Source organism: Candidatus Eisenbacteria bacterium (assembly GCA_005893305.1).
Classification (GTDB): Bacteria; Eisenbacteria; RBG-16-71-46; order SZUA-252; family SZUA-252; genus WS-9.
In genome coordinates this window covers 41597-63643 of record VBOZ01000033.1, presented here as the reverse complement: position 1 = coordinate 63643, position 22047 = coordinate 41597, and the positions used below count along the sequence as shown (strand labels likewise).

14 protein-coding genes and 1 pseudogene (1 of these 15 running past the window's edge) are annotated in these 22047 nt (G+C 67.5%); 7 read left to right on the top strand and 8 right to left on the bottom strand.

What is annotated here, in order from left to right; all coding sequences use genetic code 11:
- From E6K79_10745 to E6K79_10735, 3 genes and pseudogenes are all read left to right on the top strand, one after another.
- A pseudogene (locus E6K79_10745) lies at positions 1-154 on the top strand (VCBS repeat-containing protein); it begins 1478 nt to the left of the window's first position.
- The gene (locus E6K79_10740) at positions 36-1346 is read left to right on the top strand and encodes a hypothetical protein (GenBank protein TMQ63116.1); all 1311 of its coding nucleotides are present in this window, start codon (positions 36-38) and stop codon (positions 1344-1346) included. The pseudogene E6K79_10745 and the gene E6K79_10740 overlap by 119 nt, the downstream one beginning before the upstream one ends.
- A gap of 60 nt (positions 1347-1406) precedes the next feature.
- Positions 1407-3686 carry a hypothetical protein gene (locus E6K79_10735; protein ID TMQ63115.1) on the top strand — a complete coding sequence of 760 codons (2280 nt, stop codon included), beginning with the start codon at positions 1407-1409 and terminating at the stop codon, positions 3684-3686.
- 28 nt (positions 3687-3714) lie between these two features.
- On the opposite strand, the gene E6K79_10730 is transcribed toward E6K79_10735, so the two are convergent.
- The 6 genes from E6K79_10730 to E6K79_10705 are packed head-to-tail and all read right to left on the bottom strand — an operon-like array spanning position 3715 to position 13643.
- Positions 3715-5202, bottom strand: a complete 1488-nt coding sequence (locus tag E6K79_10730) for an MFS transporter (protein ID TMQ63114.1) — start codon at positions 5200-5202, stop codon at positions 3715-3717.
- Positions 5203-5218: 16 nt separating this feature from the next.
- Positions 5219-6934, bottom strand: a complete 1716-nt coding sequence (locus E6K79_10725; GenBank protein ID TMQ63113.1) for a hypothetical protein — start codon at positions 6932-6934, stop codon at positions 5219-5221.
- Complete coding sequence (locus tag E6K79_10720; GenBank protein TMQ63112.1) at positions 6906-8318, bottom strand: hypothetical protein; 1413 nt, start codon at positions 8316-8318, stop codon at positions 6906-6908. The genes E6K79_10725 and E6K79_10720 overlap by 29 nt, the downstream gene beginning before the upstream one ends.
- A gap of 27 nt (positions 8319-8345) precedes the next feature.
- Entirely contained in the window at positions 8346-9917 is a 1572-nt protein-coding gene (locus E6K79_10715; GenBank protein ID TMQ63111.1) for a PDZ domain-containing protein, read from the bottom strand.
- Positions 9830-11530 (bottom strand): serine/threonine protein kinase, encoded by a 1701-nt coding sequence (locus tag E6K79_10710; GenBank protein ID TMQ63110.1) that lies wholly within the window; start codon positions 11528-11530, stop codon positions 9830-9832. The genes E6K79_10715 and E6K79_10710 overlap by 88 nt, the downstream gene beginning before the upstream one ends.
- A 55-nt stretch (positions 11531-11585) precedes the next feature.
- Positions 11586-13643, bottom strand: a complete 2058-nt coding sequence (locus tag E6K79_10705; protein TMQ63109.1) for an ABC-F family ATP-binding cassette domain-containing protein — start codon at positions 13641-13643, stop codon at positions 11586-11588.
- 47 nt (positions 13644-13690) lie between these two features.
- On the opposite strand from E6K79_10705, the gene E6K79_10700 reads away from it, so the two are divergent.
- Positions 13691-14068: a hypothetical protein gene (locus tag E6K79_10700; GenBank protein ID TMQ63108.1), complete on the top strand. Its 378-nt coding sequence runs from the start codon at positions 13691-13693 to the stop codon at positions 14066-14068.
- Between the two features lie 37 nt (positions 14069-14105).
- Here the strand turns inward: E6K79_10700 and E6K79_10695 are convergent, their stop codons facing one another.
- A complete protein-coding gene (locus E6K79_10695) occupies positions 14106-15470 on the bottom strand; it encodes an NAD-dependent succinate-semialdehyde dehydrogenase (protein TMQ63107.1) in 1365 nt (454 codons plus the stop codon).
- 174 nt (positions 15471-15644) lie between these two features.
- On the opposite strand from E6K79_10695, the gene E6K79_10690 reads away from it, so the two are divergent.
- From E6K79_10690 to lpdA, 3 genes are read left to right on the top strand one after another with little or no spacing between them, the layout of a single operon-like run.
- Entirely contained in the window at positions 15645-18524 is a 2880-nt protein-coding gene (locus tag E6K79_10690) for a 2-oxoglutarate dehydrogenase E1 component (protein TMQ63106.1), read from the top strand.
- A 2-nt stretch (positions 18525-18526) separates the two neighbouring features.
- A complete protein-coding gene (gene odhB, locus E6K79_10685) occupies positions 18527-19819 on the top strand; it encodes a 2-oxoglutarate dehydrogenase complex dihydrolipoyllysine-residue succinyltransferase (GenBank protein ID TMQ63105.1) in 1293 nt (430 codons plus the stop codon).
- A 1-nt stretch (position 19820) separates the two neighbouring features.
- Complete coding sequence (gene lpdA / locus E6K79_10680; GenBank protein TMQ63104.1) at positions 19821-21212, top strand: dihydrolipoyl dehydrogenase; 1392 nt, start codon at positions 19821-19823, stop codon at positions 21210-21212.
- Positions 21213-21341: 129 nt separating this feature from the next.
- Here the strand turns inward: lpdA and E6K79_10675 are convergent, their stop codons facing one another.
- On the bottom strand, positions 21342-21857 hold the full coding sequence (locus E6K79_10675; GenBank protein ID TMQ63103.1) for a hypothetical protein: 516 nt from the start codon (positions 21855-21857) through the stop codon (positions 21342-21344).
- Between the last annotated feature and the right edge of the window lie 190 nt (positions 21858-22047).

Sequence of the window (22047 nt, the reverse complement as noted above, 5' to 3'; positions counted from 1 at the left end):
CCCTCGCCGTCGGCTCCTTTCCACTGAGCGTCAAGATGGCCGATTTCGATGGGGACGGGAAATTGGATCTGGCCGCGGCGAACAGATTCGGGACAACCGTATCCTTGTTCGCCGGGGTCGGCGATGGAACGTTTGGCCCAAGGAGAGATGTTGAGGTCGGCAGCGGTCCCTACGCGATTGAGATTGCTGACTTCAACCTCGACGGTCGCCTGGATCTGGCCGCGGCGACCTTCTCGTCGCGCACGGTGGCGGTTTGCCTCGGGTTCGGCGACGGCACGTTTGGCGAGCGCCGGGAGATACCCATCCCAGGCGCCGGATTCGGCCTTGTTGCCGGCGATTGGAACTGGGACGGCAAGATCGACCTTGCCGCGGGCGTGTACGAAGGGGGGCAGGTCGTAGTCCTGCTGGGCGACGGCGATGGAGGGTTCCACCCGGGGCAAGAGATCACCGGCTTCCTGACTCCCCAGTCCATGGCGGCCGAGGACATGAACGGCGACGGGAACCTCGACCTACTCATCGGCGATCCCGCGGAAACCGATGAATCTCGATCCGCCGTTGAGATTTCCTACGGAGGCGGGGATGGGACGGCAGTAGCCGGCGATATGAACAAGGACGGGTATCCTGATGCCATCGTGACGAACGGAAACCAGGTGGCGCCCTGGCTGAACGACGCAGGCGCCGCCAATGCCGCACAGGCCCGCGCGTTTCTAAAGAAAGTGGATCGAGTCTTGAGCGCGGGGGGGGCCAGCGCCCGGACGTGCATCAACGTCGAGCCGGTCGCCGGGTCATATCTAAACAGTGATCTCAATCTGGACTCCATCACATTGAGCTCGGAAGGCACCGGGTCAGTGAGCCAGATCTCCACCGCGGGACCTGTGAGTACCGCTGAGAAGGATTCTGATCGGAACGGAATTCTGGAGCTTTCCGCCTGTTTCGCGCGGGCCGACCTCGCGAAGCTGTTCGACAAGGTTCAAGGCAAGCAGACTGTAACGGCGCGACTCGACGGTACCCTGACGGATTGTCGGATAGTCTCGGCAAAAGTCGATCTTGAAGTGGATTCGAGTCACCGGTCGTTCGCGGCCACCATCAGCCCCAACCCCCTGAATCCCCAGGCCACGCTTCGGTTCTCGACTTCCCAGGACGGGTTCGTGCGCATACGGATGTTCGACCTGAACGGGCGTCTCGTCCGGACGGTGCTCGATCGGCCCCTCGTCGCGGCGGGCGATCACCAGGTGGTCATCGACGGCAGGGGTGCGAACGGGGGGATGCTTGCCTCGGGGATCTACTTCTACCAAGTCGAGGCCCTGGAGGGGACACTTCGCGGGCGGTTCACCATCTTGAAGTAGCGGGGGCCGGGGCCAGGGCCAACGAGGCGCGGGGCCGCTGGTTCGGGTTAAACTGATGGCTTGAGCCCGGAGACGCCCGAGATCCGATCGGCGGTCGTGGCCGCGACCGTGACGGCGATCGCGATGATCGCCTATCAGGTCGCCGCCAAGGCGACGCGCGACGCCTTTTTCCTCTCGACGTTCCACGTCACCGCGCTTCCGGCGATGATGATCGCGACCTCGGTGCTCGCGATCGTGCTCGCCTACGCCTTCACCCGCGCGCTCAACGCCTGGGGGCCGGGACGGGTGATCCCGGCCACCTTCGCCGGGAGCGCCGCGCTCCTGCTCGTGGAGTGGGCGATCTCGTTCCCGTTCCGACGCCCGGCGGCCGTCCTCGTCTACCTCCACTACGGATGCCTCGGGGCGCTCGTCATCTCGGGCTTCTACTCCTTCCTGAGCGAGCGCTTCGACCCGCGCACCGCGAAGAGGCTCTTGGCCCGGGTCACGGGTGCTGGAGCGCTCGGCGGCGTTCTCGGCGGCGTGGTCGCGTCGCAGGTCGGGCGCGGACTCCCGGTGACCACCATGATCCCGATTCTTGCGATCTTCCACCTCATCTGCGCGGCCGCGGTGCTTCGCCTCCGGCCGGTCGCGTCGCCGGCGCGGACGCCGGCCGCTCCCGCCCCTCCACCCGCGAAACCGCAGCGCGCCCCCTTCCACCTGCTCGCGGAATCCGCCTACCTGCGCGGGCTGATCGTGCTCGTCCTGATCGTCACGTTGAGCGAGGGTTTGATCGACCTGGTCCTGAAGGGGCGGGCGTACCAGGAGTTCGGCCAGGGAGGCGACCTGCTCCAATTCTTCGCCGCCTTCTACACCGGCGTCTCGATCTTGACGGTCGTGGCGCAGGCGACCGTGGGCCGCTTCGCGCTCGAGAAGCTGGGGCCAGCCCGGACGGCCGCGCTCTTGCCCGCCACGACCGCTGCCGCCTCGGCGGGCGCGCTCGTGGCGCCTGGGCTCGGCTCCGCGGTGTTCGCGCGCGGGATCGAATCGATCCTGGCGAACTCCGTCTACCGCGCCGGCTACGAGGTCCTCTTCACTCCGGTGCCTGCCCGAGAGAAGAGGTCCGTGAAGGCGATCGCCGACGTCGGCGCCTCGCGCGCCGGCGACTTCCTCGCCGCGGCCATCGCGCAGGTCGTCGTCATGCTCGCGGTGTCTCGAGCGTTGCAGATTCTCGCGGCCTGCGCGGCGATCTGCTCCGTGGCCGGGGCATGGATCGCATACAGGCTCCACGCGGGCTACGCCCAGTCGCTCGCGCGCGGGCTGGTGTCGCGGGCGGTCCAGCTCGATCTCTCGGGCGTGCGCGACTCGACCACGCGCTCGACCGTGCTCAAGACGCTGGGGCCGCTCGCCCTGAGCCAAATCCTAAGAGCATCGGAGGGGGTGGGGACCTCGACCCCGCGGCCGAGCGATAGCATGAGCGGGCCGGGCGAGGAGAGCTCGACCGGCGTGACGGCGATCGAAGAGGAATCCGACCTCGCCCGCATCCGCGGGCTCCACTCTCGCGATCCCGGCCGGGTGATCGCCGCGCTCGAGGCAGGGCCGCTCACGGCGCCTCTGGTCCCCCACGTGGTGCCGCTCCTCGCATGGGACGACGTGGCGCGCAAGGCCATCGATGCGCTTCGTCAGGCGGGCCCCGTCGGCGTGGAGCATCTGGTCGAGCGTCTCATCGATCCGAACGAGGACTTCACGATCCGAAGACGCATTCCGCTCGTGCTCGCGACCTACAGGGATCGTGGGGCCATGGAAGGGCTGATCGCGGCGCTCGCGGATCGTCGATTCGAGGTCCGCTACCGCGCCGGCCGCGGCCTCGCGCACCTGGCGGATGTGGATCCTGCGCTCGCGGTGAGCCGGGAAGCCGCGTTCCAGGCCGTGCTGCGGGAGGTCGAGTCGGGGGCGGGAGTCTGGGAGAGCCGAAGCCTGCTCGACCGGATGGACGACGAGGGCTGGTCGCCGGTGATGGACGAGTTCGTGCGCGACCGCGCGAATCGAAGCCTGGAGCACGTCTTCACGCTGCTCGCGCTGGCGCTCCCGAGGCAGCCGCTTCGGATCGCGTTCCGGGGTCTCCACACGGACGACCCGCTGCTCCGAGGCACTGCGCTCGAGTACTTGGAGTCCGCGCTGCCGCCCGAGATCCGGAGGCCGCTCTGGCCCTACCTCGAGGACAATCGCCCGAAGCGGCCCGGCGCTACCCCGCCCGCGCCCGAAGCGCTCCGGGCGCTGCTTCAGTCGAGCGAGTCGATCGTGCTCCGCTTGGAGGATTTGAAGCGGATGCACGAAACCAAGGAAGAGGACCGCTCGAGCTAGACTGGCCCGGTCCGCGCCCTCGCCGCCGCTACGCCGCCGTCACCGCCGAGACCTTCGCGTTCTCCCGCCCAGTCCAGAACGCAAGCAGGAGCCAGACCGTGACGAGCGCGACGTTCACCATCGCGAATCCGGAGGGCGAGAGCGCGAGGAGCTGGGATCCCACATAGACGAGCCCCGCCGAGAAGACGTCCCCCGCGCGCACGAAGAACGAATCGATCGCCTGCTTCGCCTTGTATTTCTGCTCGCGGGTCGTCGGCAGGAAGAGCACCTGGCGCACCGTGTTCTGCAGCGAGTAGTCGGTCGCGTTCTCCCCGGTCTTCACCCACCGCACCACGGAAAGGATCGGGAAGAACGTGAGGCATCCGTATCCTAAGAGCGCGATCGCGGGAAGCACCATGACCGCGGCCCGAACGCCGAACCACTTGAGGATGCGCGATACGAAGAAGAGCTGGAACACGAGGCCCAGGACATTCACGCCGAGCTGGTAGTTCGCGTAGAACTTTCCGATGAAAACCTTCTTCATCGCATCCGCCGCTTCCGGCGTCGCGAACATCGCCGAGACCTTCTCGGTCGCCGCCCGAGCCACGGTGCGACCGAGGATATATTCCCCGGTCGAGTTCACCCAGTTGAGGATGAAAATCATGAGCGCGATGAGAAGAAGGTAACGGCTCGCGAAGACGAGCTTGAACGAGTTCGCTCGACCGACCGCGCCTTCCACCTTCCGCGGGGCGGGATCGGGCCGGCGCGGCTCCGCCGGCGTCGGGGCCGGCGCGGCCTTCCCCATCTCCGCCTTGAGGTCCGCGATCCGGAATTCGCCGGACTCGAGGCGAACCTCGCGTGTGGACGCCGGTGAGGACGCCGTCGACTCCGTGACGGATCGCGACGCCTCGGTCCGCCGGCGCTCACGAACGTCGACGACGTTCGTGATCACGGTGCCCAGAACCAGGAGGACGGCGGCGATGAGGAAGATCGGGTAGAGGCCGACCCAGTCGATCGCCCTTCCCGCGAGGTAGGCCCCAAGCACCGCCCCGGCCGATTGACCGAACGCGACGATGGGGAAGAGCCTCTTTCCTTCATCGCTCGTGTAGAGGTCGTTGGCGAACGACCAGAACTGGGCGATGACCATCACGTTGAAGATACCGAGCCAGATGTAGAAGACGACACCGACCGGCGCATGAAGCCGCGCCAGCGCGAAGAACGCGACCAGGCAAACCAGGAAGAAGGTCGTGACCGTGTTGATCAGCCGCCGGCGCGGGAACCGGCTCGCGAGCATTCCGTAGAGCGGAACCGCTGCCAGGAGCAGGAGCGCCTGGCCCGCGGAGGAGTAGGCCTTCACCTCGGCCCCGCCGCCCGCGAGGATCAATGGCTCTCGCAATACTTTTAGCAAGGAGTCGGCGCAGATCAGAAGGAAGACGTTCGCAGTGAGGAGGAGGGCGGTTCCCGCCTCTCCCGCCCGGATATCGGTAAACAGGCGGAGGAATCGCTCGGCGCCGCTCGGAATTCGCTGCGTGCTCACTCTTGGCCCCCCAAGACTACCTCGAGAGCGCGACCACGCGACCACCCGCCCTGGAGATGTAGACGGTGGTGGTCGGGCTCCATCCCGCACCCCGATTTACCTGCGTCTCCACCGCGAGGAACGGGCGCTTTTCCTCGGGCGTCGACCGGAGCGGCTCGACCGCGACCGCCGCGCTCAAATCCACGGCGGGCTCGGTCATCTCGGTCCAGCCCGACCACTCGGCACCGCCTCGGCCGGCGTCCACCGCCGCGACGCGCGCGCGGTACTGCGGGGTCGTTCCCGGATAGATGCCGCGCTCCTCGCCCAGATCGTGGAAGTGGACCGCCTCCCCGTCAACCGTGAAGAAGTCGAGGGGCGCCACGCGATCGAACCAATGCCGCGCGACCTTGTCGCGGCGCTCTTCGAGCATCCGGACGACGAAGCGGGCCGCTTCCGGATTGCGATACCGCCCCTCGGCGACCGCGGCCTCCAGCTGATCGTTCGTGAAGGCCGAGACGATCTTCGCCGCCCAGTAGCCGTCCCGGTCGGTCAGGTTCGCGAACGCGCCGTTGGGGTCGAGCGGCTTCCACTTCGAGGGCGCGAATTCCTTGCTCTCGAGGTAGCCGACCTCGTCGAGGCCATCGGGGCGCCGAATCCGCTCCCACGGGCTCTGGTAGATGCCCAGCGAGAGAGCGCGGCCGAAAATCGCGGGCCCGTCGAATGCGTACTCGTAGTTGGCCAGCGGATAGGGCCCCGTCGCGCCCGCCCCCAGCGTGCTCGCGAAATCGATGAGATAGTGGCGTACGTAGTGCCGGTCCCCGTCCTGGACATACATGTCGAGGGTGTTCCCCTGCTTCATGTCGAAGTGGTCGAGCCAGCCCGCGATGACGCGCAGCCCTCGAAGCTCGCGGCGATTCTCGTGCCGCACCGGGTCGAGCGGGTCATCCTTCCGCCGTCCCCGCCAATTGAAGGGCCCCACCGGCTTCCCGGACAGGAACTTGCTCGCGATCGCTCGCCAACCGCCGTCCGGATCGGGTACGACGGACGCGAGGATTCGATCCAGATCCTCCACCGCCATGGGGCGCTTCACGCCGTGGGCGTCCGTGAAGCGGACCTTCTCGCCGAGGACCAGATCCTCGCGGCGGAAGGTCACGACAAAGTCCTCCGGCACGTTGTAGCCGGCGGTATGGAGGAGGCGCCCCGAGATGACGCCGGCCGCGCTCGACATCCCGGGGCAGCAGGGCGGGTCGAACTTGAGGAGGTACGTCTTGCCGCGCGCGTCGCGGATGCTGAAGCCCGGCGTCACGCCCTGGGTCTTCGCGCTGACGACCGTCCACGGAGCGCTTCGGTCCGGGCCGTCGCCTTCTATTGGCCCGCGCGCCGCCTCGGCGGGCGTTACCGGCCGGAGCCCGATGCGGTTCGTGAACCAGGACGAGTTCGGCACCTCGTCGAGCGAGTTGAGGTCCGACGCGGGCAGGACGTGGTCCCCGCCGAACAGTACTCCCACCTTCCGGACCAACCGGCTCGGATTGAAGAACCGGCCGATCGGGAAGATGAAGCTTTCCTCGATCCCGTCGCGCAGGAGATTCGGATCGCGCTCGGCCGGCCGGGGGGCGTCCTTGCGGTCGTCCATCTCCCACACGATCGGCGCGTCCCGGAGCGGCGGCACTCCGGCTCCGGCCGCGCGGGCGAGCGTGCACGCGAGGAGCGCCGCGAGGAGCGCGCTACCGCGAGGGGATCGGATCGCGGCCATAGAGGAGTCCCCTCTTCATGAATTGGAAGATCTGATCGGCACGGAGCAGCAACGTCGTCTCTTCTTTGCTGCGGGCCCACTCGAGGCGCGCGACCAGCCCGTTCCCGGACTCGACGCGCAATCCGAGGCCGTAGGAGAACTTCATATTGTTGAAACCGACCTGCTTGGCGTCGTCGAAGACCTGGCCGTAGTCGGCGAGCGGGTAGAGATCGAGCCCGGCGCGGCCGGGAAACTGCTTCATCGAGATGGGGAACCGGTACTCGGAGTTGAACGCCACGAGCCCGCGATCCCGGAAACGGAAGCTCCGATATCCGCGGAGTACATCCGGGGTGTCGTTGACCAAGAGCCGCTGGAACGGGATCACATCCCCGCCCGTCGGATCGAGCCAGGAGCCGTAGCCGCGGAGCGCGAGCACGCGATAGGGATGCCAGAGGGTCATGAACTGCTGCAGCTCGGCGCGATAGCTCCAGAGGCCCACGTCGCGCTTATCCGTGCTCTCGAATCGCTCGACGCGCACGCGGCGGGTTCCGCCCTTCGTCGTCCGCCCCGTACCCCCTTCGTCGTCGTGCACGAGCTGAAGGCCGCCCGAGACGCCGTAGGAGTGCTCGCCAAACCCGGCCGGGAGCGCTCCAGCGAATTTCGTGGAGATCGAAGGTTCCGTGTCCTCGCGCGGCTCGCCAGCGCCGACGCTCGAGTAGAGCAGGGCCGCTTCCCAGAAGACGTGCGCGCCGAGGGCCTGGCGGAGGCCCGCGCCACCCCAGAAGAGCTCCTGGCGGTAAAACGATTCGTCGCGGCCCTTCGAATCGGGCCCGATTCCGAAATACCGGGCGTTCCCGCGCACGCGGTATCCCGTGCCGAATTCGAGGTACTCGCCCTCCCCGAGAGGGAAGCGCGTCCCCAGCGAGAGGCGGGTGTCACCGTGCGTGGTGCCCGATCCGCGGAGCCGGAGGAGGTTTCCTTTCCGGAAAAAGGCGTCGTGCTCAATTGAGAGCCCACCGCCGAACCCGGAGAGTCCGCCAGCTTGAAAGTCCGGCACCACGCCGAACGGACCGCGGCGCGGAGCAAGGAGCTTGCTCACGCGGCGGATGACCCTCTTCCCATCGAGAAATTCGACGGTCTCCCCGAGCCCCGAGGCGAGCAGGACTATAGGCTCCCCGGCAACGCGGACCGGCCAGTAGAATATCGCCTCCGCGACCGGCATCGGAGGATCCCGGAAGATCGCGTGGGTCGAATCGGAGGAATCCGCCGCGGCAGGGAGCGAGTCCCAATAGGCCTCGGCGTGGGCGGGATCAGCGCCCGACGCGAAGATCGTCAGAACGAGGAGGAGTGCGGCTCCGAGGATTCCGCGACGAAAATGGACACGGCGCGCGATCCTGCTACTCATCGCGCTCGCCGCACCGGTGGCCCGGAATCACTCCGCCTCAAACGCCAGAAATAGGTTTCGCCCCAGGCGGTCGACCGAGAGGACCAACGGGTCGCCCGACTGAAGCCGCGTGAGCTCGCCGTTCATCGCGTCGATCGACGCGACCGGCGTGCGATTGACCGACTGGATCACGTCGCCCGGCTGAAGGCCCGTATCCACGGGTGGCGCGTCCGCAGCCCACGCCACGACCAGCACGCCGTCCTTCTTCCGGAGCCATGGGAGCATCGCCGACACTTTCTCGTCCACGTCGACCGCGAAGATTCCGAGCCGCGGCACGAGGCTCCGATCGGACTTCACCATTTCCGTCACGCGCATCGGATCATCCTCGCGGGCGATCACCGGAACTCGAACCGTGAATCGATCGGTCCCCCGGAGCACGCTCACGGTGGCCGAGTCGCCGACCCCTCTGCGGTAGAGATTCACGTCGAATTGCCGGCCGTTCTCCATCGGCTTCCCGTCGAGGGCGACCACGACGTCCCCCACGCGGAGCCCGGCGGCGGCGGCGGGCGAGCGCGGGTGGACGTCCTCCAGGACGACTCCCCACTTCTGCGGCAGGCCGAGCCCGGCGGCGAGCGTGGGCGTGATCGTCTGGACGTAGACGCCGATCGCGCCGCGGCGGACCCGGCCATACGCGCGGATCTGGTTATAGACCGACCGGACGATGTTGCTCGGGGCGGCGAAGCCGATCCCTTCGCTCCCGCCCGATTGCGTGAAGATGAGCGTGTTGATGCCGATCACCATGCCGTCGGTGTCGACCAGCGGTCCACCGCTGTTCCCGGGGTTGATCGGCGTGTCGGTCTGGATGTAGATCATCGGGTCGTTCGGCCGGAGCTGGCGGCCGAGCGCGCTCACGACGCCCATCGAGACCGAGTTCTCGAGACCGAGCGGGCTCCCGAACGCCAGCACGATGTCTCCCTCGCCGAGACCGTCCGACTCGCCCAGCTCGAGGAATGGAAGCCCCTTCTCCGCGATCTTGACCACCGCGAGATCCGTCTCGAGGTCGATCCCCACGATCTTCCCCTCAACGCGCTCGCCGGGCGACTTCACGATCGATCGCCCGGGTGCGTCCGGCGCTGCGGGGCGCGCGAGCAACACCTCGAGCCGGCGCGCTCCCTCCACCACATGGGCGTTCGTGACGATGTAGCCGTCGCTCGAGAGGAGCACTCCGGACCCGCCCCGGCGCTGGACGCCCAGGAGCGCCTCGGGCGAGCCCCGCCCGGGCGATGCAGCGAGCGCGACCGCTGAGATCTGGACGACGGCGGGCGATACGCGGTCAACGAGGCTCCGGAATTGGCGGCTGACGGCGGTCAATGCGTTGAGCGCCGCGCGGCTCCCGTGCTTCTCCCGGGGCCCCAGCTCCCCTTGCGGCACCGCGCTCGCAGCGCGCGCGGTGATCGCGAGGAAGGCGAGGGTGGCCACGATCGCCGCCGTTGAAGCCGGACGACGCCACGACGCTGATCGCCGGAGACGGCTCACTGAACCACCTGGAGCACCTCGACCGGAGTTTTTTCGCGCACCTCGGTGAACGGGGCCGTCGCGGGAAGATGCGCCTCCCACCATTGCTCCGCGCGATCCTTCGTCCACGCGTCCCGCAGGGGGACCGCCGCCAGCATCTCGGCCACCTTCATCGTGTCGGTGGGACGCTCGTCCGGATTTTTCGCAAGGCACTGGAGAATGATCCGGTCCAGCTCGGGAGGCACCTCTTGCTCCGCGTAGCGGGACGGCGGCGCGGGCATCGACTGGATGTGCTGGAGCATCATCTTGACCGGCGTATCCGCCTCGAACACCAGCCTTCCGGTCAGGAGCCAATAGCCGACGCAGCCGAGCGCGTAGATGTCGACGCGGCGGTCGATCGTGCGCTCCCCCAGCGCCATCTCCGGGGCCATGTAGGCCGGCGTGCCCGTGGTCACGTCCGGCTGGGTGAGAAGGACCGTCTGGGCCTGCGCGCCCTCCGCGTAGTGCTTCACCAGGCCGAAGTCGAGGACCTTCACGAAGTCGACGCTCAACCCGAGGCGGCACGTGAAGATGTTCGACGGCTTGATGTCACGGTGAATCAGCCCGCGCGCGTGCGCTTCTCCGAGCGAGTGGCACGCGTGGCGGAGAAGAAAACTCGCCCGTGAGGCCGGCACCGGGCCGAATCGTTCGACCAGCGATTCCAGATCCAACCCTTCCAAGAGCTCCATCACGTAATAGAAGACCCCATCGTCCGTGACTCCAAAATCGTAGAGGTTGATCGTGTGGGGCGAGCGGAGAACGGCCGCGGCCTGCGCTTCGCGCCGGAACCGCTGGATCATGACCCGGGCCGCCTCCGAATTCGCGGCCCCGAGGGTCTCGGGGCGGATCAGCTTGATGGCGGCGGGCCGCGCGAGCATCCGATGCCGCGCGTGGTACACCTCGCCCATTCCGCCCCGGCCGAGCAGCTCGCCGAGCTGGTAGCTCCCCAGCTCCCGCGCCTTGTTCACCTGCCTGCCGAGGCCGGAGATCATTGTCGACGGGATCATCGCGAGACCGACCGAGATGTAGTTCGGGAGGAAGTACCAGATCATCGTAAACGGGTCCGTGCCGAAGCTCACACCCCTCAGGTGCGCGATCCAAACGGCCAATGGATCCATACTCGCGACGATCGTTGAAATTGCCAGCGTCTTTAGCGGCGGGGTCGGAACGATGGAAGGATAGACGACGATGATGAGGCAGAGCCACGATATGCGCCAGGCATCGATGGCGGGAAACCAGTTCATGAGGAGCGCCACCAGGCCCGCTCCCACGATCATGTTCACGTGACTGACGTTGAGCAGGATCTCCGGCTTGCCCTTCAGCTGGCCAACAAGGAAGAACGTCGTGAGGGAGATGGCGAGTCCGATCCAGGAAATGAAATTCCCCGGATAGGGCCAGGGCATGGTCATGTTGTGGTTGTGCCCGAGAAGGGGCGCGACGAGGTTGTTCATGACGAGCGCGATCGCCCACAAGGAGGCGAAGATCAGGCTCATGATCGCCACGCGCTTGCACGATTGCTGAAGCAGGTCGGGCGGAAGGCTGTGCCAGCGGCTTCGCGTCGATGGCGTCCGCGCCTTGGCAATCATGTCGAGCGGAGATTTGGTAGGACGATGAGGCACGGCGTCGATCCCCCACGATGAGGAGCGGTAACCGCAGCGAAGCGCCCCCGAGTGTGCCACGGGCGGGCTCCCGAACGCTAGGGGCGGCCCTGGAGTGCCGGAGAGCGGCCGGGCGTCAGACCGCTTCCAGCCTCTTCCAGAGCGACTCGACCTCGACCTTGATGCGCTCGTACCGCGCGAGGAGCTCCTTCGTGCGAGCCCCGTCGGCGTAGACGGCCGGGTCGGCCAGCTCCGCCTCCACCGACTTGAGGTCTCCCTCCTTGGCCTCGATCTCCTTCTCGAGGCGCTCCGACTCCTTCGCGCGCCGCCTTGACTCGGTCCGCACGGTGCCGTCGCCGGATTTGTGCCCGGCGGCCGCTTTGGACCCAGCCGCGCCCTTGGACCCAGCCGCGCCCTTGGACACTGCCGGCGACGACGCCGGGGCCCCTCCGCTCTCCGCCTTGACCCGCGCCGCCTCGTAGTCGTCGTAGCCGCCCGGATAGAGCGTCACGCGCCCGTCCTGAACCGCGAGAATGCGCGTGGCGAGCCGCGCCATGAGGGAACGGTCGTGGGTCACCACGATCACGGCGCCCGGATACTGCTCGAGCGCCGCCTCCAGCACTTCCTTCCCCGCGAGATCGAGATGGTGCGTCGGCTCGTCCAGGAGGAGGAGGTTGGTCGGCTGAAGAAGGAGCCGCGCGATCGCGACGCGCTGGCGCTCTCCGCCCGAAAGAATGCGGCAGAGCTTGAACACGTCGTCGCCGACGAACAGGAAATTGCCGAGAAGGGAGCGGAGGCGCGGCATCGCGTCGTCGGTCGCGACTTCCTCGACCGCCTGGAGGATCGTGAGCTTCCCGTCCAGCGTTTCCGCGGCGTGCTGCGCGAAGTAGGCGGGACGAGCGTGCTGGTGGATCTCCCGCTCCCCTTCGCGCGGCGCGAGCTGGCCCGCGATGACGCGCAGGAGCGTGGTCTTTCCGGCGCCGTTCGCCCCGACGATCGCGATCTTCTCGCCCCGCTCGATCTCGATCGAAGCGTCCGAGATGACATCCGCTGCCGAGTAGCCGAACGAAACATCCCGGAGCCGGACGACCGACCTGCCGACGTGGGGCGGCGCCGGAAATACGAAGCGAATCCCGCGCGGACGGCGCGGGAGCACGATCCGCTGCGCCTTCAGCCTCTCGATCTGCTTCCGCTTGCTTTGGGCCTGCGTGGCCTTCGAGGCCTTGGCCCCGAAGCGCTCGGCGAAGCGGGAGAGCTGCGCGATTTTCTTGTCGACCTGAACGTTCTGCGCCTCCAGCCGGTCACGCCGCGTTTCCCGCTCCTCCAGGTATCCGGTGAAGCTCGTCGCGTACTCGCTCAGCACGCCCTGATCCAGCTCCCTGACCTCGCTCGCCACGCGATCCAGGAAAACGCGGTCGTGCGACACCACCACGAGGCCGCCGTGAAACTCCTCGAGGTAGTCCTCGAGCCACTCGAGAGCGGGAAGGTCGAGATGATTCGTGGGCTCGTCCAGGAAGAGGAGCGTGGGATCGGTCAGAAGGAGCGCCGCGAGCGCGGCCCGCATTCTCCAGCCGCCCGAGAATTCCGCGAGCGGCCGGTCCTGATCCTCGGTCTTGAATCCCAGCCCGCCCAGCACCCGGCGGGCTTCCGGTTCCAGCGTGTGCTCGTCCTTCAGCTCGAGGTGGTGCTGCAGCTCGCCGGCCCGATCGAGGAGTGCCGGAAGCTTGGGATTGTCGGGCAGCGAATGCTGGAGCCCCTCGTAGAGCGCGTCCAGCTCCTCGCGCATCTCGAGCAGGTGGCGATGCGCTTCCATCGCGCGCCCGAGGACGGTGCCTTCGAATCTCTCGGCCGCTTCCTGGGGCAGATATCCGAACCGCGTCCCCTTGGACATGATCCTCTGTCCCGACTCGGGCGTGTACTCGCCGAGGATGATGCGGATGAGCGTCGTTTTTCCCGCGCCGTTCGGACCGACCAGGGCGACGCGATCGCCCGGCGCGACGGTCCACGTGATGTCGGAGAAGAGGCTTCGCGCGCCGATCGAGTATCGGATGTTCTGGAGGCGGATCAGTGGGGCTCCGGGTTGGGGTCTGGGCGCGGGGCGCCGTCCTGGCGCCTCACGCCGGCTAAAGCCAACGATTCTACGACGATCCGCGCTTCCCCGGGTACCGCACCTTGTGGCACGATACGCGCCCATGGGGCGGCCAACGTCCCGGCAGCGGAACTCTCACGGAGGATGACGACATGGCACGGAAGCTAGCTCTCGTGATTTTGATCGCGTTCAGCGCGGCGGCCCTTTCCGGCTGCGCCGGGGATCCGGTCAAGATGATGATGTCGAATCCGGAAATGCAGACCAAGATCTTGGCCGCGGTCACCGGGAACGCCGAGATGTCGGGCAAGGTCGTCGACCAGCTTCTCGGGAACGAGGAGATGCGGACCATGCTGCTGGACAAGGTCATGGCGAACGGCGACGCGGCGCAAACGATCATGGGGCGGATCGCGAAGGATCAGACGATGATCGACGGGATCCTGAACATGGCCGCGCAGGACGACGTCATGCGCGAGCACCTGATGACGCTCTTCAAAGGGATGCAAATGGCGAAGGGAGCCCACAAGCCCTAGCCGCGCCGCGCAGGGGCCCGCACGCCGGGCCCCTGCGCTATCGCACGTACACGGTCTTCACGTTGACGAATTCGCGGATCCCGAACACGGAGAGCTCGCGTCCGTAGCCCGATTCCTTGATCCCCCCGAAGGGGAGCCTGGGATCAGACCGGGCGAGCGCGTTCACGAAGCAGGAGCCCGCTTCCAGCGAGCCGGCCGCGAGGCGTTCTCCGCGCGCCGAATCGCGGGTGAAGATCGCCGAGCCGAGGCCGTAGGTGGAATCGTTCGCGATTCGGATCGCGTCCGCTTCGTCGCGCGCGGCGATGATTGCCGCAACGGGACCGAACGTCTCCTCCTCGTAGGCGGGCATCCCCGGCCCGACGTCCGAGAGCACGGTCGGCGGGTAGAACGCGCCCGGGCCCCCGGGAACCTCGCCGCCGAGCAGGAGCTTCGCTCCGCGGCGCACGCTCTCGGTCACCTGCACGTGGAGCTGGTCGCGCAGATCCCGCCGCGCCAGGGGGCCCAGATCGACTCCCGCCTGTGTGGGATTCCCCATCCGCTTGGCGAGCATTTTCGCGACAAAGCGCTCCGTGAAGTCGCGGCGGACCTTCTCGACGACGATGAACCGCTTGGCGGCGATGCAGCTCTGGCCTGAGTTGATGAGGCGCGAGCTCACGCAAGCCTCCACGGTCGGCTCCATCTCGGCGTCCCCGAGCACGACGTAGGGATCGCTCCCTCCCAGCTCCAGCACGCTCTTCTTGAGAAGCCGCCCCGCCACGGAGGCGATCGCCCGCCCCGCGGCGGCGCTCCCGGTCAGCGTCACCGCGCGCACCTCGCGGCGCTCCAGCACGCGCTCCACCGCGCCCGCGCGCAGGCAGAGCACCGTGAAGAGGTGTTCGGGAAAGCCGGCCTCACGAAGGAGATCGCCGATCGCGATGGCGCAGCCGGTCACGTTCGAAGCGTGCTTGAGAACGCCGGCGTTCCCGGCCATGAGCGCCGGGGCCGCGAAACGGAAGACCTGCCAGAACGGGAAATTCCACGGCATGACCGCGAGCACGACGCCGAGGGGCGGGAACGCCGCGTAGCTTTTTGTCGCGTCGGTCTCGATCAGGAGCGGCTCGAGAAAACGCGCGGCGTTGTCCGCGTAGTAACGGCAGGCCCAGGCGCACTTCTCGACTTCGGCTCGTCCCTGCGGAAGGGGCTTCCCCATCTCGGCGGCCATGAGGTCGGCGTAGCGCGATTTCCCAGCCTCGAGCAGCTCCGCCGCGCGGGTCATCGCGGCAGCGCGGACCGGGAATCCGGTCTCCCGCCACGCCGAAAACGCCTTGTCCGCAAGGGCGACCGCCGACCCCTCCGCCTCGGGTGACGTCTCCTCGTAACGGCCTACGACTTGATCGTTTGCGGGGTTTACGCTCTCGAGCACCGGCCCAGCCTCCCTGCCTAGCCCTGGGATTCCAGGCGACCGTCGAACTCGCCGGAACCGTAGATGTCACAAGCGATTAATCCTGGTGTACCGACGTCGCTACTCTGGCATCATTATCGCCCGATCGACGGATCAGCATCTAACAATTCGCAGATGAATCACATCCGGAGCAACATGTCCGAGCCGACGAAACAGGGTCCGAATACGCTGAGCCTTCCCTTCGTGGAGGCCCTTTACGCCGACTATCTCCGAGATTCCGCGTCCGTACCACCGGCGTGGCGCGAGTATTTCAGCGAGATCGGCGAGACGAATGGATTCGCGGCGCGGCCGCAGCTGTACCCTTCCTTTCCGCCGCGGAGACTCTACGGCCGCGCGCGGTCGTTCGCGGAATCGCTCGAGCCGGACGGAAACGGCGCGAGCGCGCCGTCGGCGAGCGCGCCCGCGGCAGGTCCGAGAGTGGAGCGAAGAGCCGCGGCCGCGGCGGAGGCGGATGCCGCGTTCGCGCGAAGCGCGGAGGCGCTTTTCCGGAGTTTCCGCGCGCGGGGACATCTGATCGCGCGCATCGACCCCCTTGGAGCCCCGCGCCCGACGCTCCCCGACCTCAAGCCCGAATATTTCGGATTCACCGAGCGCGACCTGGATCGCCCGGTGGCCGATTCGATCGCGGGCGGCTCCCAGGCAACGCTCCGCCAGGTCCTCGATCGACTTCGCCGTACGTACTGCGGCTCGGTCGGGGTCCAGTTCCTCCATATCGAAGACACAAAGATCCGCGAGTGGCTCCAGGACCACATGGAGCGCGCCGAGAATCGCGCGCGACCGTCGCGCGAGGAGCAGCTCCGCATCTTGCAGCGGCTCACCGAGGCCGCGGTCTTCGAAGAGTTCATCCAGAAGAAGTACATCGGATCGAAGAGCTTCTCGGTGGAGGGCTCCGAGACATTGATCGCGCTGCTCGACCTCGCGATCGACATCGGCGCCGCCCACGGGCTGAGCGAGATCGTCCTCGGCATGGCCCACCGCGGCCGGCTGAACGTGCTCGCCAACATCCTGGGCAAGCCGCCCCGGCAGATCTTCCGCGAGTTCGAGGACGCCGATCCGGAGCTCTACTTAGGCCAGGGCGACGTCAAATACCACCTCGGCTACAGCGTCGACGTGACGACGGCGTCCGGGCACCCGATGCACCTTTCCCTCTGCTACAACCCCAGCCACCTCGAATACGTGAACCCGGTCGCGCTCGGGCGGATGCGCGCGAAGCAGGACCGGGTCGGAGACGAAGCGCGGGAGCGAGGGATGGTCCTCCTGATCCACGGAGACGCCGCCTTCGCGGGGGAGGGTGTGGTGCAGGAGGTTCTCAACATGAGCCAGCTCCGCGGGTACAAGGTCGGCGGCACGCTCCACGTAATCGTGAACAATCAGATCGGGTTCACGACGCCGCCGGAGGAGGGGCGCTCGACTCCCTACGCCACCGACGTGGCCCGGATGCTCCAGGTCCCGATCTTCCACGTGAATGGGGAAGACCCCGAAGCGGTCGCGTCCGTCGTCAAGCTCTCCCTGGAATTCCGGCGCCAGTTCAAGCGCGACGTCGTGATCGATCTCTACGGCTACCGCAGGCACGGCCACAACGAGGGCGACGAGCCCGCGTTCACGCAGCCGGAGCTCTACCGCGAGATCGCGCGGCGAAAGCCGGTTCACGAGCTCTATCGGGAGGAGCTGATCCGGGAAGGGCGGATCACCCAGGAGGAAGCCGACGAGATCGGGCGGCGGATGCGCGAGCGGCTCGAGGAGGAGCTCGCCCACGCCCGGAACGGGGACAAGAAGGCCCCCATCGACGGGCCGAGCGGCATCTGGAAGAAATTCGAAGGAGGACCGGACGCGTCGGTGCCCGAAGCGAAGACCGGCGTGGACCCACGGCGGCTCCGGGAAATTCTCGAATCGACGGCGAACGTCCCCGAGGGATTTCATCCGCACCCGAAGATCAAACGCGGCCTCGAGGTCCGCCGCCAGATGGCCCGTGGCGAGAAGCCGCTCGACTGGTCCGCCGCGGAGGCAGCGGCGTTCGGGGCGCTCGCCATCGAGGGATCCCGGATCCGGCTCTCCGGCCAGGACACGGCGCGCGGCACGTTCAGCCAGCGCCACGCGGTGCTCCACGACGTGGAGGACGGCCACACGTACGTCCCGCTCCAGAATCTGTCGCCCGGCCAGGCGCCTGTCGAGATCATCAACAGCCCGCTCTCGGAGGTCGGGGTGCTGGGATTCGAGTTCGGCTATTCGATCGAATGGCCGGACGGGCTGATCGCCTGGGAAGCGCAGTTCGGGGATTTCGTGAACGCGGCCCAGGTCATCATCGACCAGTTCCTCGCGGGGAGCGAGGAGAAGTGGCGGCGGCTCTCCGGCCTCGTGCTGCTCTTGCCGCACGGCCTCGAAGGGATGGGCTCGGAGCATTCCAGCGCCCGGCTCGAGCGCTTCCTCGACCTCGCGGCGCGCGACAACCTCCAGGTCGTCTACCCGTCCACGCCGGCCCAGTACTTCCACTGCCTCCGCCGGCAGGTGGTCCGTCCCTGGCGAAAACCGCTGGTCGTGATGACGCCGAAGAGCCTGCTGCGCCATCCGGCGTGCGTCTCGCCTCTCGAGGACCTCGCGCGCGGGCGATTCGAGCGCGTTCTTCCCGACGCGACGATCCTTCCCGCGAAAGCAAAGCGGGTGCTCCTCTGCACCGGCAAGATCTACTACGAGCTGCTCGAAAAGCGGCAGACGCTCGGCCGCGTCGATACGCCGATCGCGCGGCTCGAACAGCTCTACCCGCTTCCCGAGGAGCTGCTGCGGTCGCTTCTCGACGGGTACCCGGACGGCACGCCGGTCTATTGGGTCCAGGAGGAGCCGGAGAACATGGGCGCGTGGCGGTACATCCGGGCGCGCTTCGGTGAGTCTCTCTTCGGGCGCTTTCCACTGCACGGCATCTCCCGGCCCGAGGCCGCGACCCCGGCGAGCGGCGCGTTGAGCAGCCACAAGGTGGAGCAGGAACGTCTTCTTTCCGCCGCGTTCGGGGGGGCACGATAACCATGGCCGTGGAGCTCCGCGTACCCGAGGTCGGCGAGTCGATCACCGAAGTGCAGATCGGCTCCTGGTTCAAGAAGGAAGGCGACGCGATCCAGCGGGATGAAGCCCTGGTCGAGATCGAATCGGATAAAGCGACGCTGGAGCTGCCCGCTCCGGTCTCGGGTGTTCTCTCCAAGGTACTGAAGAAGAAGGGCGAGATGGCCAAGGTCGGCGATCTGATCGCGGAGATCGGCGAGAACGGCGCGGCGAAGCCGGCCGCCAAGTCGGCGGGTGCGAAATCAGCGGCCGCCTCGGCCCCCGCAGCGCCCGCCTCCGCAGCGCCGGCCGCTTCCCGCGCCGCCGCGCCGGCGCCCGCTGCGCCGACGCCCACGACGCCGCGCACCGCCGAGCCCCGCGTCATGCCCTCCGCGCGCCGCGCGCTTGCCGAGAACGATCTGAGCGTGGCGGACGTTGCGCCCAGCGGGCCGGGTGGGCGCGTTCTCAAGGAGGACGTGCTCGACCGCCTGGCGAGCCGCCCGGCCGGGACCACGACCGGCGCTCCCGGGGCGGCGCGCGGCGTCGCGCCGCCGGCCATGACCCGGCCCTCGGACGCCGAGCGCGTCGAGGAAGCGGTGCCGATGAGCCCGATGCGCCTTCGGATCGCCGAGCGGCTCAAGGAGGCGCAGAACACCGCCGCGCTTCTCACGACATTCAACGAGATCGACATGACGCAGGTCGTCACCCTGCGCGAGGAGCTTCGCGAGGCGTTCCAGGAGCGCTTCGGCGTGAAGCTTGGATTCATGTCGTTCTTCGTGAAGGCCACGATCGACGCCCTGATGCAGTTCCCGCAAGTGAACGCGGAGGTCCGCGGCAAGGAGATCGTCTACAAGAACTACTACGACATCGGGATCGCGGTCGGAGGCGGGAAAGGCCTCGTCGTCCCCGTGCTTCGAAACGCCGAGCACATGAGCTTCGCCGAGATCGAGATCGCGATCGCCGACTTCGCCGCGCGCGCCCGCGAGAACAAGCTCCACTTGGACGAGCTCAAGGGCGGGACCTTCACGGTCTCGAACGGCGGCGTCTACGGCTCGCTCCTCTCGACGCCGATCGTGAACCCCCCGCAGAGCGGGATCCTGGGCCTCCACGCCATCCAGAAACGCCCGGTCGTCGTGAACGACGAGATCGCGATCCGGCCGATGATGTACGCCGCCGTGACCTACGACCACCGGGTGATCGACGGGCGCGAGTCGGTCGCCTTCCTCAAGCACATCAAGGATCTGGTCGAACGCCCAACTCGGATGCTCCTCGGCATCTGAGATGGCCGAGACGACGCACGACCTTGTCGTGATCGGCGCTGGCCCGGGGGGCTACGTCGCCGCCATTCGCGCGGCGCAGCTCGGGCTCAACGTCGCCTGCGTCGAGGAGGTCGAAGCCCTGGGCGGCACCTGCCTCCGCATCGGATGCATCCCGAGCAAGGCGATGCTCGAGTCGAGCGAGCGCTATCACGAGACGAAATCCGCGCTGGCTCCGCACGGCGTCAAGGTGTCGGGCGTGGATCTCGACCTCGCCCAGATGCTACGGCGGAAGGACGAGGTGGTCGGCGGCCGCACGAAGGGCGTCGAGTTCCTCTTCAAGAAGAACAAAGTGACGCGCTATCTCGGCCGCGGGCGGATCGAGGGACCGGGCCGGGTCGTCGTCAAGAACGGCTCCGGCTCCACGGATCTTCGGACGCGCCACATCGTCATCGCCACCGGCAGCAAGCCCACGACCCTCCCCGGGATTCAGATGAACACCGACCGCATCGGAGCGAGCACCGAGGCCCTTTCCTATTCCGCGGTGCCCAAGCACTTGGTCGTGATCGGGGCCGGCTACATTGGGCTTGAGCTGGGGTCGGTCTGGCTCCGGCTCGGCGCGAAGGTGACCGTGGTCGAATATCTCGAGCGGATTCTCCCAGGCATGGACATGGAGATCGCCCGGGAAGGGCAGAAGCTTCTGGAGCGCCAGGGTCTCGAGTTCCGGCTGGGCCAGCGGGTGACGGGAGCGCGCGTCGACGGAAAATCCTGCGTGGTCGAGTGCCAGGACGCGGAACCGATCCGCTGCGACCGGGTGCTCGTCGCGGTGGGGAGGGCCCCGAACACCGATGGCCTCGGTCTCGACTCGGTCGGGATCAAGACCGATGAGAAGGGCCGGATCCCGGTCGATGACCGCTTCGCGACGTCAGCCCCGGACATCTACGCGATCGGCGACGTGATCCGCGGATCGATGCTCGCCCACAAGGCCGAAGAGGAAGGCGTCGCCTGCGTGGAGCGGATCGTGACCGGATACGGCCACGTGAACTACGACGCGGTGCCCGGCGTCGTCTACACCCAGCCCGAGATCGCCTCGGTCGGAAAGACCGAGGAGGAGCTCAAGGAATCCGGCGTCGAGTACCGGAAGGGCGTCATCTTCTTCCGGGCGAACGCGCGCGCGCACTGCCTCGGACAGATCGACGGGCGCGTCAAGGTGCTGGCGCACGCCCGCACCGATCGGGTGCTCGGGGTCCACATCATCGGCCCCCGCGCCGGCGACATGATCGCGGAGGCCGCGGTGGCCATCGAGTTCGGAGCGAGCAGCGAAGACGTGGCGCGCGCGTGCCACGCGCATCCCACGCTGGCCGAATCGCTCAAGGAAGCCGCCCTCGCCGTCGACGGCCGGGCGATCCACAGCTAGCCGCCCCAAAATGAGGCGGCCCGCCCCGTTGGGGGGCGGGCCGAAACGGCCGTGGTCCCGCGCTAGGGAGGGACGAGGCGCGCGCGGGATCCGATCGGCCGGGATCGAGTCTGGCTCGTTCTCTTCTCCTTACCTCCCCAGATAGAACGTCGCGCCGGTCATGAGACCGAACTCCGATCGATCGGTCAGGGTCGTGCGTCCCTCGAAGTAGAGGCTCGCTCCGCTCATGGGGAGCGTGACCCCGCCGAAGAGGTTCGGACCGACGTCGGTTCCGGGATCACGCGGACCGTCCGACGAGTAGAAGTGCATCCCGAGGCCTCCGCCGAGGTACGGGCTTACCCGGCCCGCCGGCTCGAAGTGATACGAGGCGTCGAAATTCGTGTTCACGTCGCTCAGCCCGCTCTCGCTCCAATAGACGACGTTGGGCATGAGGTGGACGTGGCTACCCGCCTGCTGGAAGTTCAGACCCGCGCCCACCGCGAGCGTCCCGTCGACTCCGTCCGGGTCGACGAGGCCGGCTCTCGCGTCCGCTCCGTAGAGCGCGAACGCGAAGGCGGTGGTCGGAGAGCCAAGAAGCACCGGCATCAGAAGCGCCACGCCGAGGAGCGCGGCGCGCTGCGAGAAATATTTTAGGAATCGACACATGGTTTCACCCTCCTATTCGTGGCGTCCGATCTTCTCAGATCGGGCACGGTCAGAAACCCAGGGCCAACCCAGCCGACAAGGTCCAGTAGTCCGGATTGAATTTCCGAGGTACGAGACGGCTCTCCTGATCTTGGAGGAACACGTACCGTCCGCTGAAGTCGAGGGCCACGCCCGGCGCGAGCGGCATCTT

Excerpts from the sequence above, each read along its gene's own strand:
- E6K79_10740 (TMQ63116.1), top strand. The coding sequence starts at position 36 with ATGGCCGATTTCGATGGGGACGGGAAATTGGATCTGGCCGCGGCGAAC.
- E6K79_10725 (TMQ63113.1), bottom strand. The coding sequence starts at position 6,934 with ATGGCCGCGATCCGATCCCCTCGCGGTAGCGCGCTCCTCGCGGCGCTC.
- E6K79_10720 (TMQ63112.1), bottom strand. The coding sequence starts at position 8,318 with ATGAGTAGCAGGATCGCGCGCCGTGTCCATTTTCGTCGCGGAATCCTC.
- E6K79_10715 (TMQ63111.1), bottom strand. The coding sequence starts at position 9,917 with ATGGTGGGAGGCGCATCTTCCCGCGACGGCCCCGTTCACCGAGGTGCG.
- E6K79_10705 (TMQ63109.1), bottom strand. The coding sequence starts at position 13,643 with ATGGGCGCGTATCGTGCCACAAGGTGCGGTACCCGGGGAAGCGCGGAT.
- E6K79_10700 (TMQ63108.1), top strand. The coding sequence starts at position 13,691 with ATGGCACGGAAGCTAGCTCTCGTGATTTTGATCGCGTTCAGCGCGGCG.
- E6K79_10690 (TMQ63106.1), top strand. The coding sequence starts at position 15,645 with ATGTCCGAGCCGACGAAACAGGGTCCGAATACGCTGAGCCTTCCCTTC.
- odhB (TMQ63105.1), top strand. The coding sequence starts at position 18,527 with ATGGCCGTGGAGCTCCGCGTACCCGAGGTCGGCGAGTCGATCACCGAA.
- lpdA (TMQ63104.1), top strand. The coding sequence starts at position 19,821 with ATGGCCGAGACGACGCACGACCTTGTCGTGATCGGCGCTGGCCCGGGG.
- E6K79_10675 (TMQ63103.1), bottom strand. The coding sequence starts at position 21,857 with ATGTGTCGATTCCTAAAATATTTCTCGCAGCGCGCCGCGCTCCTCGGC.